This is a genomic window from Dyadobacter ginsengisoli DSM 21015, from assembly GCF_059568735.1.
The window spans coordinates 359,246-374,627 of record NZ_JCANTY010000001.1 but is presented as its reverse complement, the minus strand read 5'-3'; the positions used below and the strand labels follow the sequence as shown (position 1 = coordinate 374,627).

At 51.5% G+C, this 15,382-nt stretch carries 11 protein-coding genes; 4 read left to right on the top strand and 7 right to left on the bottom strand.

The annotated features are described in order from the left end of the window. Positions 1–20 precede the first annotated feature (20 nt). The 3 genes from BP71_RS01210 to BP71_RS01200 all read right to left on the bottom strand — a co-directional run bounded on the left by BP71_RS01210 (position 21) and on the right by BP71_RS01200 (position 5,481). The gene (locus tag BP71_RS01210) at positions 21–3,419 is read right to left on the bottom strand and encodes a TonB-dependent receptor (protein WP_496375742.1); all 3,399 of its coding nucleotides are present in this window, start codon (positions 3,417–3,419) and stop codon (positions 21–23) included. A gap of 231 nt (positions 3,420–3,650) precedes the next feature. Further along, on the bottom strand, positions 3,651–4,781 hold the full coding sequence (locus BP71_RS01205; protein ID WP_496375740.1) for a FecR family protein: 1,131 nt from the start codon (positions 4,779–4,781) through the stop codon (positions 3,651–3,653). A 103-nt stretch (positions 4,782–4,884) separates the two neighbouring features. Further along, on the bottom strand, positions 4,885–5,481 hold the full coding sequence (locus BP71_RS01200; protein WP_496375738.1) for an RNA polymerase sigma factor: 597 nt from the start codon (positions 5,479–5,481) through the stop codon (positions 4,885–4,887). Between the two features lie 324 nt (positions 5,482–5,805). On the opposite strand from BP71_RS01200, the gene BP71_RS01195 reads away from it, so the two are divergent. From BP71_RS01195 to BP71_RS01180, 4 genes are all read left to right on the top strand, one after another. Further along, a complete protein-coding gene (locus tag BP71_RS01195; protein ID WP_496375736.1) occupies positions 5,806–6,429 on the top strand; it encodes a DJ-1/PfpI family protein in 624 nt (207 codons plus the stop codon). Between the two features lie 75 nt (positions 6,430–6,504). Continuing rightward, positions 6,505–8,100 (top strand): tyrosinase family protein, encoded by a 1,596-nt coding sequence (locus tag BP71_RS01190; RefSeq protein ID WP_496375734.1) that lies wholly within the window; start codon positions 6,505–6,507, stop codon positions 8,098–8,100. Between the two features lie 19 nt (positions 8,101–8,119). Then, positions 8,120–8,926 (top strand): copper chaperone, encoded by an 807-nt coding sequence (locus tag BP71_RS01185; RefSeq protein WP_496375732.1) that lies wholly within the window; start codon positions 8,120–8,122, stop codon positions 8,924–8,926. 9 nt (positions 8,927–8,935) lie between these two features. Further along, positions 8,936–9,433: a DUF7868 domain-containing protein gene (locus BP71_RS01180; protein WP_496375730.1), complete on the top strand. Its 498-nt coding sequence runs from the start codon at positions 8,936–8,938 to the stop codon at positions 9,431–9,433. Here the strand turns inward: BP71_RS01180 and BP71_RS01175 are convergent. From BP71_RS01175 to BP71_RS01160, 4 genes are all read right to left on the bottom strand, one after another. Next, positions 9,426–11,018, bottom strand: a complete 1,593-nt coding sequence (locus tag BP71_RS01175; RefSeq protein ID WP_496375728.1) for an SLC5 family protein — start codon at positions 11,016–11,018, stop codon at positions 9,426–9,428. The genes BP71_RS01180 and BP71_RS01175 overlap by 8 nt on opposite strands. Positions 11,019–11,025: 7 nt before the next feature. After that, positions 11,026–12,036: a GntR family transcriptional regulator gene (locus BP71_RS01170; RefSeq protein ID WP_496375726.1), complete on the bottom strand. Its 1,011-nt coding sequence runs from the start codon at positions 12,034–12,036 to the stop codon at positions 11,026–11,028. Positions 12,037–12,159: 123 nt separating this feature from the next. After that, positions 12,160–13,605 carry a hypothetical protein gene (locus BP71_RS01165; protein WP_496375724.1) on the bottom strand — a complete coding sequence of 482 codons (1,446 nt, stop codon included), beginning with the start codon at positions 13,603–13,605 and terminating at the stop codon, positions 12,160–12,162. A gap of 59 nt (positions 13,606–13,664) precedes the next feature. Further along, complete coding sequence (locus BP71_RS01160) at positions 13,665–15,371, bottom strand: RagB/SusD family nutrient uptake outer membrane protein (RefSeq protein WP_496375722.1); 1,707 nt, start codon at positions 15,369–15,371, stop codon at positions 13,665–13,667. Positions 15,372–15,382: the final 11 nt, after the last annotated feature.

The window sequence follows — 15,382 nt, the reverse complement described above, 5'->3', positions numbered from 1 at the left end:
TTCCAAACCTTTCGGCAGGATCAGAACCTGAGTGACAATCCTGCATTGTAGCTTTTCATGATCGGATACTGGTATACCCCGTTCACTCCTTCTATCGCCTCGGGATCTGAGACCTTAATTTTATCCAGCGTAATTAAGTTAGCACCGGACACATATATACGTAATGCGCCGATCCCCAGTTTGTTGGTCAAAACCTTAGGCAATGAATACCCGATCTCGATGTTTTTCAACCGGATGTAATTGCCGTTCATGAGCCAGAATGAGGAAGGCTCCCTGCTCGCACCATAGCTGCTCGCTCCAATACCTCCTACGCGCGGGTATCTGGCTCCGGGGTTCTCGGGGGACCACGAGTCGGTCCATATTTTCAATACCGCCTGCTCGTCCCAGAGGTCCGCGCGGTTCGGGAAGATCAGCTTGCGGTTGGCTACGCCCTGGAAGAGAACGTTCAGGTCAAACCCCTTCCATCTGCCGCCTGTGGTGATCCCGTACATGATTTCGGGGGTAACCCCCTGCCTCGATAATACCACCCTATCCTTTGAATCGATGGTACCGTCTCCATTCTGGTCTTTCAGGATCACATCTCCCAGCGACCATTCATAAGTCCCCCATTTGGGTAGGCCTTCCAGATCGGCCTGGGTTCGTGCAATGCCGGAAGCTTCATAACCAGACAAATAGCCAATCGGTCGTCCGAGGGGTATCTGATAATCAAAGGCTCCCGCCGAGTAGTCTTGCTGCTTAACTTTATTACGCGCAAAACTGAGGTTTCCGCCCACAAAGTATTGCAAACCGTTCTTAAGGGTATGGTCATGCCGTGCGGTTATTTCGATTCCCTGATTGCTTACGATGCCATAATTCTCCCTGGGGAGCGTGGCGCCAAATGTATTGGGTATCGAGATGATCCTTGAACCGAGAATATCGTAGGTATACTTCTTGAAATAATCCAGCTCGAAACTCAGCAATCCCCGCCACAGCGATCCTTCCAGACCAATATCCGTAATGCGTGTTTTCTCCCACGTGATGTTGTAATTCGGAAGTGCGCCGGGTGCGATGCCGGACATAGCTGAGCCGAAGACCGCTCCACCAACCACGGAAAAAACACTCTGATAGCCATACTCCGCGACGTTAATCCCGCCATCGTTTCCCAGCAAACCATAGGATGCACGCAGTTTCAGGTTGTCGAGATTTTTGAAATTGTTTTTGACAAACGACTCCTCCGACAGCCGCCACCCGGCCGAAACCGACGGAAAGAATCCCCAACGTCCTTCCGGCGCGAATTTCAGGGAAGCGTCCGAACGGAAGTTCGCTTCAAAGAGGTATTTTTCATTATAGGAATAGGTAACACGGCCGATGTATCCCAAGCGACCGGTTTCGGATGCGCTTCCCGTCGCGCTTTGATTTTCACTGGCGGCATTGCCGATAAACAGCTGGTCAATGGACGGTGTCAGCAACTTGTTCCGATAGCCGTAAAGGTAATTCCCCGTGCCTTCCGATTGCTCGTACATCCCCATCAACGTGAGAAAGTGTTTTTCGTTAAAGGTCTTCTCATACTGCAGACCGGCATTGAGCTGATAGGAATTCACTTCGTTGAAAGATGCAAACGCACTGTTATCCCAATCGCCGAGCAACAGATCGTTGGTCACCTCCTCGGTCAGCAAGTGATTATGCCCGCCTGTTGTTTTGAACTCCGAAACCGGGTATTTTTTCCGGACCGTCTTATCGTATTCGTAGTACTTCCGGTAATTAAAGGAAACATTTGCTTTCAGGCCGTCGATGCCGGGAATGGCGTAGTCCAGTTTCAGGATCCCGTTGAACGTGTTCTTTTTAAGGCTTCTCGAACCGGCATTGTCAATGAGCCCGATCGGGTTCCATTGCTGGAACGCGCGCACATATTTGTCACCGATTTTCCAGGGCATGAACGACGGCTTGTTCAGCAGACCGCGGTACAGATCGTACATCCGGTCGTCATCACCACCATCGTAAGGCCAATAGGGACGTTCCCTTTTTTGCAGGCTGGCGTCGATCATCAGCGCCATGTTCAAGCCTTTGGCGATTTTCGCATCGACGTTGGATCTCAGGTTGAAACGGTCGTATTTCAGGTTTTTGAAACCGCCATCCTGGAAGTTGTATCCCAGGCTGGAAAAGTACCTGACCTTTTCGCTCCCCCCCGAAACGCTCAGATTATGCTGTGTAAAAACGGGGTCCTGCCACGCGCCCTTGAACCAGTCGTAGTTGACATGATGATCCCTGAAATAATCTATTTCATCCTGCGTGTAGTACGAAGGGTCTGTAACCGGCCTGTTGTTAAACCTGGCCACATTGTTACGGTACAACGCGTGCTCGTAGGCATTCATCCGCTCAGGAACTTTGCTGGGAGACTCTTTACCAACATAGGCGCTGTAAGTGAATGTGGGCGTGTCCGTTGTACCCCGCTTCGTGGTTACCAGTATAACCCCGTTAGCAGCACGCGCACCGTAAACCGCCGCCGAGGTAGCGTCCTTCAAAACCGAAATATTATCTATTTCCGTCGTGCTGAGCGCTTCAAAATCACCGGACGTGCGCACAATGCCGTCGATCACATAAATAGGGTCAACCGAATTGAATGTACTTCTCCCCCTGATGGTCAGCGTGCTTCCTGAACCGGGTGCACCGCTTTTCTGGGTTGCAAACAAACCTGCTACCCTTCCGGCCAATGCATTGGTAATGTTCGCGGTAGGTACGTTTTTAATCGCTTCGCTGGATACGGTGCCAACAGCTCCGGTCATTGTGATTTTCTTCTGGGCACCGTAACCCACCACGACCACTTCGTTCAGCGCGCTCGCCGACGGTTCCAGTTTGATATCGAAAAAGGTCTTCCCGGCGATCTGCACCTCCTGCGTAACAAAGCCTACAAAACTGAACACCAGGGTACCGCTTGGCTCGGGTGCGTCCAGCGAAAATGCACCGTCCACATTGGTAAGAGTCCCGTTGGTGGTCCCTTTGATCAGAATGCTCACACCAGCCAGGCCCTCTCCTTTCTCGTCTACCACCTTTCCTTTCAAAGGAATCAGATTGATGATCGGAGAGTCATTCAGCTCGACCTTCACGGGCGCAGGCGCCGCGGGGTTACGTGTGAGAATGATATGCCTTCCGCTCAGTTCATATCTGATGTTCATCGGCGTAAGGAGCCGGTCCAGCAATTGCCCGAGTGTGGCATTGGTTGCTTTCAATGTCACCAGCTGCTGCGACTGGCCGATCTGAGGAGTGTATGAAAAACGCACACCGGCAACTTTTTCCACTTCCTTTAAAGCGGGCCTGAGCTTCACGTCCGTCAGATCAAGGCTGACCCGGCGGCTCAACAGCTCCTGTGCAGACAAATCGTTCGCCCAGGAAACCCCCATAAATACAAACGCCAGTAACGCCTGAACCAACGATATTTTCATACATTGGAATAGTAAATGTCTTGCTTGTTTCATACTTTTGAATGAGTTGTTCGTTTGGAAAATTCGGACAATAGCGATCCTTACAACCTCTCCGGGATGCTAAGGATTAACAAGGGCCAATGATGGAGCAAGCATCATTGGCCATGTTGCTTAAGATGTATGGGATAGTAGTTATGTTCTCATAGGGTGCTGCGTAGGATTAGTGGATCAGTTCAAGAATATCATACAGCGTTATGGTTTGCATCCGGCAGTGGTGATGATGATCTGGGCATCGATGATTTCGTAAGAGGCCCCGATGGTTTTGCAAACCACGTCCAGTTTCTCCGGCAGGCTTTCCTCTGAAAAAACCGCCGAAAACTGACAGCTTTCCAGGAGCTCAGAATTGTAAATTACGTTTACCCCGTATGCTTTCCTGATATCCTCGAAGAATTGTGCGGCATAGCTATCTTCATATTCGAATTTGGGCATCGATTTCACGTCGGGAAGGGATACCGGATGGTCTACCAGCCGCTTATCGAACAATTCGGCTTTTCTATCAAACACAACCAGCTGATTAGGCAGCAGCAACACCGCAGGATGCCTGGCAGTACGGGCCGTCTCGCTGTCCTGATCGCCATTCTGATAGACCGTTACTTTACCCGTCAGCACCTTCACCGTCACATCCGAACCATTATCAAAAGCCACCACCTCAAATTTGGTCCCGAGAACTTTGGTGACAATCTCATTCGCGTAAACATAGAAAGGCTTGTTTGCATTGGGAACCACTTCCAGGGTCGCTTTCCCTGTCAGATATACATTGCGCTTTTCCCTACCGTAGTCAGCAGTGTAGCTGATCTCACTTTTCGGGTCGAGGACAACCGACGAACTGTCCGGTAGGTAATAGGTTTCGGCCCGGGCCGACTGGTTGGCATACCTCGTCACCTTCGATGTCGCGGCAAGCGTATTGATAGTCTCGGCGTAGGTGGCTTTATGGGAGCTGCCCGGTCGCCATACCAGATAACCGGTCGCCAGAATTGCCAGTACAACGGCTGCCGCAGCAGCCATTCTGTACCATCTGGGATTTGCACTGACCTGCATGTCCTGCACAGGATATTCCTGTGGCGTCGTGGTGCGCAGGATACGGTCTAGCAGCCTGGCTTCCTCTTCTTCGGAAAGGTATGTTCTCGAATAGCTGGTCAGACCGAGCAAAACCGCATCCAAAAGCGCTCCTGCCTGTTGGTATGCAGTATTTTTATGGGGATAGCTCCTGAGATACGCTTCCCAGAATATCCCTGATTCCTCGGTGGGAGCCAGATGATGCCTCAGAAAGTGATCGTCCGTAACAAAGTCTACCGGTCCGAAATTGTCGTATGTGCTGTCCACTGTATGGTTATTTTACAAATAGATAACAGATACGCCATTTCCTTACTCGGCTGCATTCATAATTTTTAAAAAAAATTTCAAAAGGGGGAGAAAATGCAAAATTTTATACCTGAAAAAAGCTTTGTTGAAAAACAAAAAAGCCCAGTATCAGCCACCCGCGAAGTTTTTCCATTGCCCTAAATACCAGGTTATGGGCCGACTGTGTGTTGACCTCCAGCACCTGCCCGATCTCCTGGTAATCCATGTTCTCCACGAACCGGAGCCTGATGGCCTCCTGCTGTCGTGGCGGGAGCTGTGCAACCAGCCTGGTCAGTAATTCTTCCCGGCTCACCGACTCTTCTTTCTGTGTCATGATATCCTCCGCCGAGGATTCAAACCAGAGGTCTTCGAAGCCTTCCTGCGCTACAAACATGTGGGGACGTTCCTGCCGTTTCAGCAAATGCAGCGCCCGGTTTTTTAATGCCACAAAAAGATATGACCGGATATTGCCCGGTACCGTCAGGCGTTCTCTTTTTATCCAGATCTCAGTAAAAACATCATGAATGCAATCCAGAACAAACTCTTCCGAAATAGATACCAGGCTCATGCCATAGCGGTACATAGCCTTGACGTGTAATCCATAAATTTTCGTATAGGCATCCCTGTTGCCTAAAAGAAGCTCTTTCCAGAGCATTACCTCATCTTCGGATCCGACCGCCATTACCTCCTTGCATTTAATCCCGGTAAATTTCAAAATTAAAAGCTTCGAATGCAAAGCCCCGATCTCGTTTACCCTCGTCTATCCACGCTGCCGTGCTAAAATCCCGGGTTTCAGAGGTAGGAAGTTCCACGATCGCGCAGGTGATCTGATTGTAATATTATAACTAATACTACAAATATTTGTCAAACTAATTAGTAATCGGTTTGCCGGTCTACCCGGATCAAAATACTTTTACAAACCTGCACACCCTCTTAAACAGACGCCCTGAGCTCCCGCGGTCGTCTACTGCATTGTATTATCCAGTTGTCATTAAAAACCCAGCCAATGGAGTCCTCAATCAGAATAGCTGTCCTTATTTACAATGGTGTCGAGGTCGTCGATATGAACGGGCCGATCGATGTTTTTGCGAAGGCCAACCGATACAATAACAACAGGTACCAGATCTACACCGTCGCGGCAACCGGTGCTCCCATTAAGAGCGAAGATGGCATCGTAACAATCACACCAGGCTACGCCCTGGACAATTGCCCCGAACCCGATCTGATCGTCATTCCCGGAATCATAGGGCAAGAAGTAGACCCCTCGGTCACTACCTGGATTCAACAGATGGGTTACCAGGGAAAAAAGATCATGTCCGTCTGCATTGGCTTCTTCATTCTCGCCAAAACCGGGCTTCTTTCCGGCAAAAAGGCTACTACTCATTATCAAACCATCGCTGATGCCGAAACCCAGTACCCCAACATTCATATCATCAAAAATGTCCGGTATGTTTCCGACGGTTCTACCACCACGACAGGCGGAATTACCTCCGGAATAGACGGCGCATTATCGCTCGTGGAAGAATATGACGGAGCAACCATAGCCCAGCAAACCGCCGATGTGCTGATCTACAACAGGGATGCGCCCCTGCCAGTTTACACCCTGCTACCTCCTTACAATAATGCGTAGCGGACGGATTACTGCATCAGTTTACCTCTTTTTACAAGTTCCCTTCACCATATTTTCTCTAAAATAAAAAACGTCATGGCTGAATTTGTGCGTAACAATGCCTGGAACAGCGGCGGAAATTTTGACAACACTGACCTTTTGTGGTATGCAAAAGGGGTGGAAGCGATGATGAGCCGCGGTCTCAACGATCCTGCCAGCTGGTGGTTTTATGCCGCCATTCACGGTGAATACGTAAATCCCAACACCGCATGGTATCCCGATCCACCGGCGTTCCCGGCCTGGGGGTTTATCACATCTCCTCCCAAAGTCCCTACTTCGCCCCTGCCCGACCAGGCGGCGCTCGATCTGTACTGGAACCAGTGCCAGCATGGCAGCTGGTACTTTTTCCCGTGGCACCGCGGCTACCTGATGTCGCTCGAAGTGCAGCTACGGCAGGATATCGTCCATCAGGGCGGCCCCGACACCTGGGCGTTGCCGTACTGGAACTACTTCGGCGGGCAAAACGGAAGCCAATACCAGATGCCCCCGGCATTTGCAGCGAAGACATTGCCCCATGGAAGTGCCAACGCCCTTTACGTCGAAATGCGCTATGGCCCCAGGGGCGACGGAAACATCTTCGTTCCCTGCCCGCCGCGATTTCCCAACGGGCCCGTCAACGCGAAAGCGATGAATAACGATTTGTTCACAGGCAGCGACGCGTCGACTCCCCTGCCTGGCTTCGGGGGGCCCAAAACTACATTCGCGCATAACGGGTCTCCGCACGGAAACTTCGAAAGCAATCCGCATGACCTCGTGCACGGCTACGTAGGCGGTGCGCCCAGTCCCACGAGCCCCATTTACGGATTAATGGCCGATCCCGGCACCGCGGCGCTGGATCCTATATTTTACCTCCACCATTGCAACATCGATCGGATGTGGGCGTCATGGAACGCGAACGGCAATGCAAACCCGGGTGACCCCGACTGGTCTAACGGCCCTGCGCAGCAATTCGCGATGCCCGGACCAGGAGGTAAGCCCTGGTACTACACGCCAGGGCAGGTGGGCGATCTCAACAAGCTCGATTACAGCTACGAAGAACTCACTACAGAAACCGCAGAGCCTACCCTTGCACTATCCGACAGGCTCAACATGCTGGGCTCAAAACCTTCTCCGCCAACGCTCAAATCCGCCACTACGGCAGCGCCAAAACGGACCGAACTGATGGGTGCAAGCCCGGTAGCCCTGGTTATCGGAAAAACACCGATACAGACGTCCGTTAAGCTGGACACCCAAATCCGGCGTACAACCGCGGCCAGTTTCGCCAAAGTTTCTGATACCGCATTCCCCGATAAGGCATTCCTGAAACTCGAAAACGTCAGCGGGATCTTCGACGCCACTGTGCTCGCGGTTTATGTGAGCCCACCGGAAAGCAAATCCGCGGGTGAGAGCGAAAAATTCCTCGCCGGTCATGTATCTCTTTTCGGCTTGCGCAGAGCAACCGTGAAAGATGGACAGCATGGAGGCGAAGGGCTTACCTTTATTCTGGATATAACACCATTTATCGATCAGCTCCACCTGACGAATGCCCTGGACGCCGATTCACTTCAGGTCAGTATTGTTCCTGACAAACCACTGCCTGACGCCACAGAAGTGAAGATCGGCCGGATCAGCATTTACCGGCAGGCATTCTGAACCGAATGATCAAACGCTCATGATCTATAACGAAAAGGAGTATGTACAACTCCGGTGGTCTTTGATCGGCATCAGCGTCGTTGCCTGGCTCCTTATTCTGGCGAAGCCGGCTTCCTCATCGTCCTGGTGTTGCGGAGGGGATTGTCCGACACAACTCCAGATGACCATAGCTGCCAATGCGCCCGCTCCCCAGATCATGGAGGCCGTTTTCGCAGAAAATCCGCCCGGTCCCCTCCTCGGGGACTGGGTACTTATGCTGCTGGCGATGATGACCCCGACATTGATTCAGCCGGTATACCATATCCGTGCTAACAGCTTTGTGCGACAACGGACGCGTCTGACGCTCTTTTTTGTTTTTAGCTATTTTACAGTCTGGGTGGCAGCGGGGGCCGCTTTTATCGTAATCATGCTGGCAGCGAGAGTTTGGGTGCCGGGATCTTTCATTCCCGCATTATTCGTCGGTCTAACTGCTTTGGTATGGCAATCGTCGCCGGAGAAGCAGCGAAGCCTCAACCGCTGCCATCACCACAAGGTCCTCAGTGCCTTTGGCCCTAAAGCCGCCCGGGATGCTGCCGGAATGGGACTGACGCACGCAGGCTGGTGCCTGTATTCCTGCTGGTCGGCCATGCTGTTTGCCATGCTTCTCCCGGCCGGGCACATCGTGGCGATGGCGATTGTGAGCGTAATGGTATTTTGCGAGAGATTGGCTCCACCCCGGACACCCCGTTGGCAGTGGCGCGGTTTTGATGCAATTTACCAATATGGGGGTTTACGGCTGCGCCGTTTTCGCAGACCAGCCAGCGCATTAGCTCCCGGTCCTAAATGATCAAAGTCTATGAATTTATCTCCTGAGGCCGAATGGATAGGTGCCGTTTCCCATCCGGTAGAAATAAAAGGCGGAGGAGTCGATGTTACGCTCGCGATCACATCAGAAGGACAGAAAAAGCTGACTGCGTGGGCCGCCACCCCGGCAACGGTTGCAGAGGGCCACATTTATCTGGCTTTGGAAACTATCCGCGGGACCAGAGATGCCTCCATCCTGAAAATCTACATCAGCCTGCCTGAAAGCGCTTTTCGGGATAACAGAGATCGATTTCTTGCCGGAAGCGTCGGTCTTTTCGGGCTCAGAAGGGCGAGCGCCGGTGTGGGGGAAAGCATGGGGCCCGGTCTGGACTTATTATTGGACATTACCCCGACGGTGAGCAGCATTCAGGGTGCAAAAGTCAGTGAAATACAAGAAATACACCTGGCGATCGTCCCTGAGGTCGAACTGCCCGAATTATCGGTTATCATGATCAACAGGATCAGCTTATATCTCGAGAAAGTCAGATGAATCCACCAAACAAATAATACAGCATCCCCATCAACAGACCTATCCCCGCCCAGCCCAACCAGATTTTCCGACGATCATAATGAGGTTGGGAAGCATAGGTTTCGGCGAGTGTCGGCAACGACGACTTTTGACCTGTTTCCGGAAAACGCAATGAGACAGCTACCATGAAAACCATCAGAGTGGCCGTTAACAGGAACGTCAGAAGCATGAAATGGGGCCAGAACGCCTTGTGCGGGTAATCCGTGATCTGCATGATCCCTACACAGAGGCAAAGGACCGAACCTGCATAAAGCGTCAGGTTGGCCGCTCTGCTGGTCGCCTTTTTCCAGACGACTCCCAGCAAAAATACGGTCGTCAGCGGCGGAGCGAGGTAAGTTCCCACGGCCTGTGACAAATCGAAGAGTCCTTTATCGACCCTAGACAGCAGGATCGACATCATCAGGGCAATGAACGATGAGCCAATGATCACGATGCGACCAACAAGCCGGATCCGGGCCTGCGAAGCCGAAGGGTTGATGATCTTTGAATAGATATTCAGTGAAAAAACCGTGCTGAATGCATTGATACCCACCGCGACATCGTAGATCAGCGCCGCAATCAGTGCCGCAAGCGTAATACCCACCAACCCTACCGGAAGTAAATTGGCCGTCATCACCAGATAAGCGTGATCGGGGTTGCTCAGATTCGGAAAGAGAATGAGGCAGTAGATGCCCGGCAGTAAAAAGACAAAGGGCACCATCGCTTTCAGGAATGCAACGAGCATTACCCCATATTGTCCATGCTGAATGCTCCTGGCCGCCAGTGTCTGCTGAACGATCGTCTGATCGGTACACCAATACCAGATCCCAACCACCGGGTAACCTAATATGACCGCATGCCAGGGATACACCGGGTCGCTGGCCGGACGGAAAATGGTCCAGAATTCCCCGGGCGAACGGTTGATCACCTCCTGCACGCCACCGATCCGATCCACCGCAATGACACCTACGATAATTGCTGCTACCACTACCACGACGGATTGCAGCACACCGGTTTTGGCGATAGCTCCAAGGCCACCGATGGCTGTAAAGCTGGTGGCCAGAATCGTCGCGCCGGTTGCAGCCACCCAAAAAGGAACTTCCAGAATCTGCGCAATGACCAGGCCGCCGGTCAGCAGTACAAAACTGACCGAAACGATCAGCGTGGAAATCATCGAATAGTAAGTGAGAAACGTGAATGAGCGCTGCCCGTACCGCCGAAGCAGAAACTCAGGCATAGTGCTCACTTTCGTCGCAAAATAATGGGGAATAAATACCATAGCCAGTAATAGCAAAAACCACCAGGCAAGCCAGTCGAAGTTGGCGGCGACCATTCCGGTGGTATAAGCCATGCCCCCGTAACCTACCAGCATGACCGGGCTCACATTGCTGCTGAAAATCGACAGGCCTACATTGTACCATTTCAGTGACCTTCCGCCGAGAAACAGGTCACCGGCGGTTTGAATCCGGTGTTTCCGGGCAAAATAAAACCCCGACCCGGCCAAGATTGCGAGATACGCGACGATAATGCCGATATCGATGTCGCTGAGGATCACTTTTTCGCGCATAGGCCCGTTACAATGTCTTTCTCCGGATCAGAACGTTGGGCAGGATAACCTGGATTTTCTGCTTTTGCATGATAGCCTGGCCGGCGAGCTGGCCCATCAACGCAAAATCGGTGGAATAGGTGGTGATATCGACAAATTCCTTGGCTGGCTCGTCGTTAACCGAGAGCAGTCCCACATCAGTACCCATCGTGAGCTTTTTACTTTTGCATTCCTTTAATATCGCCCACATGGTGTAGTTGTCGAGCGTGAAGTATGCTTTTCCCTTTTCGACGGAACCGGGAATAAACTCGCTGATGATCTGCCCCTGGATGGAGTAGTCGTGCAGAAACCGTTTGAATGCAAAGACGATCTCCTTCGGGTCCAGTGACTTGGGAGAATGATAGAAAATGATTTCGTCAAATTCCCTGATCCTGTCCGCCAGCGTTTCCAGGACCGAATAAGTTGATTTTTCAAATTCCTGGGCAATATAATTCACATCCCCGTCCAGCGGTTCAAAACGATCGAATATCATCAGGTTTGCGCGCGGAATGGTTTCGAGTATTTCCTTAGTCTTGCGGTGCGGTATGGGCGCTACGACATACATGCCGTATTTTCCTTTGATCTGGAATAGCGTGCTTTCGAGGAAATCAATGCTGCCGTGGTGAAAAAACACGTCCAGATGCACTTTTTTGCCCAGTTCTTTCCTGAAATTCCTGTAAAATAGTTCTTCGAAAGTATCGAGGTTGTACATCAGCAACGCCACCTTCATGAACTGGTTGGTCTGCGCATTGGTCACGTAATACCCGATCCGGTTTTTGGACTCCACCACCCCCCTGTCCACCAGGTCCCCGTATCCTTTCCGAATGGTTTCGCGGGAGAAACTCAGTTCCTGAATCATCTGGTTCACCGAAGGCAGCAGGTCGTTCGGCGCTACTATCTTCTGATCAATGGCATTGATGATCCCTACAACGATCTGGTCATGCTTGGAATAGGACGTCACCTCCCGTAATTCCCTTATTTTGTCAAATATGCTCTCCATTCGGTGGTAATTACTTTCCTTCCGTTGATTGAAAATTGATCTGTAAAACTAAAAACTTATTGCCGACTAACCCTCAGGCCCCTGTAATCAGCGATGCACCGATCACAGGGGCCGGGGTGCGCGCTAGTCGACCCGTGCAGTTACCTGCCCGCTGGCAGCTACGTTCACATCCAGAAACGAGACCGTTCGCGCTCCTTTGACTGTCATTTGCATGGCTTTACGTTTAACACCATCCACGATAATGAACGGGTGTTTTCCGGTAAACATCGCCCGCCACTGAAGCGGCGAAGATCCTGCATTCCGCAACGAAGCTTTATCCGGGCTTTGCGTCACCGATATTTTTCGCTGCAAAACAGGCAGATTTTCCAGGGTGTGGGTATCGCCCGCCCGACCGTTGAATAAAGTCGTGATCCGGTTCACCCGCGCATCCGCACGGATACCCATTACGCCTTGCACAATGCCCTGGATCGCGCCATAGGACACTTCCGGGTATTCTCTCCGTTTCGTTTTCAGGTCGGTCAGGCGGAGAATATAGTCGCGAACCTGATTGGCATAACCATACTGACCCAGCAGATAGGGAAAGTAGGACTCATTTTCGATGTTCCATTCGCGCGACAGGATCTGGTCGATCACCTTCCGGGTGCGGGTTGAATCATTCAGGACATCAAACCAAAGCAAAAATGTTTCCCCCTCGGTGTATCCAAATGCCCCGGCAGACGAATAATAGGTAAAATATTTGGCCTCTTTCTCGCTCCACCATTCCCTTTCAATGTGTTGCCTGTATTGCTCGGCCCTGGCGTCGTAAAGTTTGGCTTCCGTGTCCCGGCCATTCAAGCGCAGCATATCGGCATACGTTTTCATGCCCCGCGAAATCGCAGCAATAAGGTCTACACCCATTTTCAGGTCCCGCACGCCTTCCGAATAGGATGCCAGTCCGCGGCAGCGGTGAAAGGAATCTTCATCGTTATAAGAGGCATGCGCATTGGGATGGAGCGGGCGCGACAACAACGAGTCGGGTTCCAACACCCAGCGACGGATGTATTCGTTCACCGATTTTTTGTGAAAGTTCGCAAACTCCGGACCATTGACATAGTCCTTGTCGCCGGTCCAGAGATAGAGTTCCCAGGCCGAGTTCAAAACATCAAAATTTGCATTGAGGTTATACCAGAATTCCTCATCGTTCCGGTAGTCGGCCGGCGCCGGTTTTCCTTCATTATTGATCTCCCAGTAAGAGCACCAATCCTTGCTATCCGAGATATTTTTGGCAAAAAGCGAAAACATATTCTTATTGGCCTTCCCCAGTCCGATCATCTCTGCGGCCATGCTTTGGTGGGAAACATCCCGCATACAAAACGCCGAACGTGTAGGCAAAGCGGCTTCATACCATTCACCAACAGGGTCGCCAGCCTTACCCCGATGGCTAAGGGCCATCTCCCTGGCTCTTTCAAAGGCGGTTTGCAATGCGGCATCTGTCGATTTGAACTGCAGCATTTCGCCTTGTCCAAAACAGCTATGCTTCAAAATGAACCATATGAAGGCTGTTGCAACGTGTTTGATCATCACTTTCATTTTTGATTTAAAATACAATCTTTCCAAATATCTCCTTTTTGAAGATGCCCTCCATCCCATTAATTATAGTTCGGATTCTGGATCAATGCAGGATTTCTTTGCAGTTCGGTCCTGGGTATCGGATAAAAATAAAGCGCAGGTTGCCATACTCTTTTCTGGACGGTGGTCTGCTGATAGGAAAATGTGCCGTCGGCCTGTTTGGTGATGATCACGCCCAGGGCATCTTTGGAACCTGTTTCAGCGATGCCCCATCTTCTGATATCGAAGTACCGGTGCCCCTCAAAGCATAATTCGATCCTCCGCTCCTGCCGGATCTTGTCCATCAATGCTGCACCTGACGCAGTGACCGGGGGCATGCCAGCCTTTTGGGCCCGCAGTTTGTTAAGGTACGCCAGCGCTTCGCCATCTTCGCCCAGAGCTGCACACGCTTCCATGTAGTTGAGGTACATTTCCGATAACCGGAATGCGACCCATTGCGAGGCCGCGAAGTCCTGTTTCTGCCAGTCGACGGACTCATCCACCATTTTACGGATTACGTAACGCGTTTTGGACGCATTCCAGGGAGAATAAGGGCTTTGAGGCGAATCGTCACCTCCTTCGAAAAACTGCGTGACCCTGCCTTTAAATGGTTGGTTATTGGCCAGAATGGTCGCGTAGAAACGCGGATCGCGATTGGCATACGGATTTTTGGCATGAACCGGGTTAGCCCAGCTGAATGCCGTGCCATCGGCCATTTCAAATGCGTCCACCATTTGCTGAATAACATTGTAGGCGCTGTACCCCTCATACCCGTTGGGGCTCAGATCACGGCTCACTGTATTGAACCGGTCGGCTTTGACCAACCCGCTGTACACCCGCGCAAAAATGACTTCCGGGTTGAAAAAGTCCAGGTATGTTTTATTGTAGGTCCCATTCGCCGCATTGCCGTAGAGGGCATATGGAGTGGCTTTAAAGTCAATCACGGCTTTGGCCGCCTCTTTGGCCTGCTGCCAGCGCTTCCTGTCGCCCGAAGTATTGAAATACGGACTCGCCGAATAGAGCAGCAATCGTGATTTAAGCGCTAACGCAGCCCCGATCGTGGCCCGCCCTTTGTCCAGGTCCGCGGAATAGGCCGCTGGCAGCAGCTGGGTGGCCTGTTCGATGTCTGACAATATAAAGTCCTTCGTCTCTGTCCAGGTAGCGCGTTGTTCGTTGAAGGTCCGGTCCTCGACATCGAACACCTTGGTAATCAACGGAACCCCGCCGAACCGTTTGAGCAGTTCGAAATAGGCCAGCGACCTCAGAAAATACACTTCGCCTTTCATTGTACGGACTGTCTTCCCGTTGGAGGTGGTATCCAGCTGACCGATGTTTTTGAGAAACACATTGCAGTTACGCACGGAGGAATAGAGATCTCCCCAGCGGTTCAGCGACGAAGCCGACTGATTATCGGGAGTAGCTTCCCCCTGTACATAGCTGTTTTCATTGGTCCAGTTGAAGTTCCCGTACAACTCGTCGGTCTGGGCTGCCCATCCGAATCCGCCGTCTTTGTAGGCAAGCACCGTCTGATCATAGATGCCGTTCACAAATACCCGGGCCAGGTTCGGATCCGTCCAAACGTCTGTTTCGGAATAGGCGTTCAGGGGTTTCAGGTCCAGTACATCCTTACACGCACCCATGATCATCATGAGGGTTACGAGGAAGGCAGTTACCCATCTGTTTTTCGGCCAATGGATATTCTTTTGCAAGAAGGCCTGTCCACGGTAAGTATTGGTTTGTGGTTTCATGGAGATAAAGG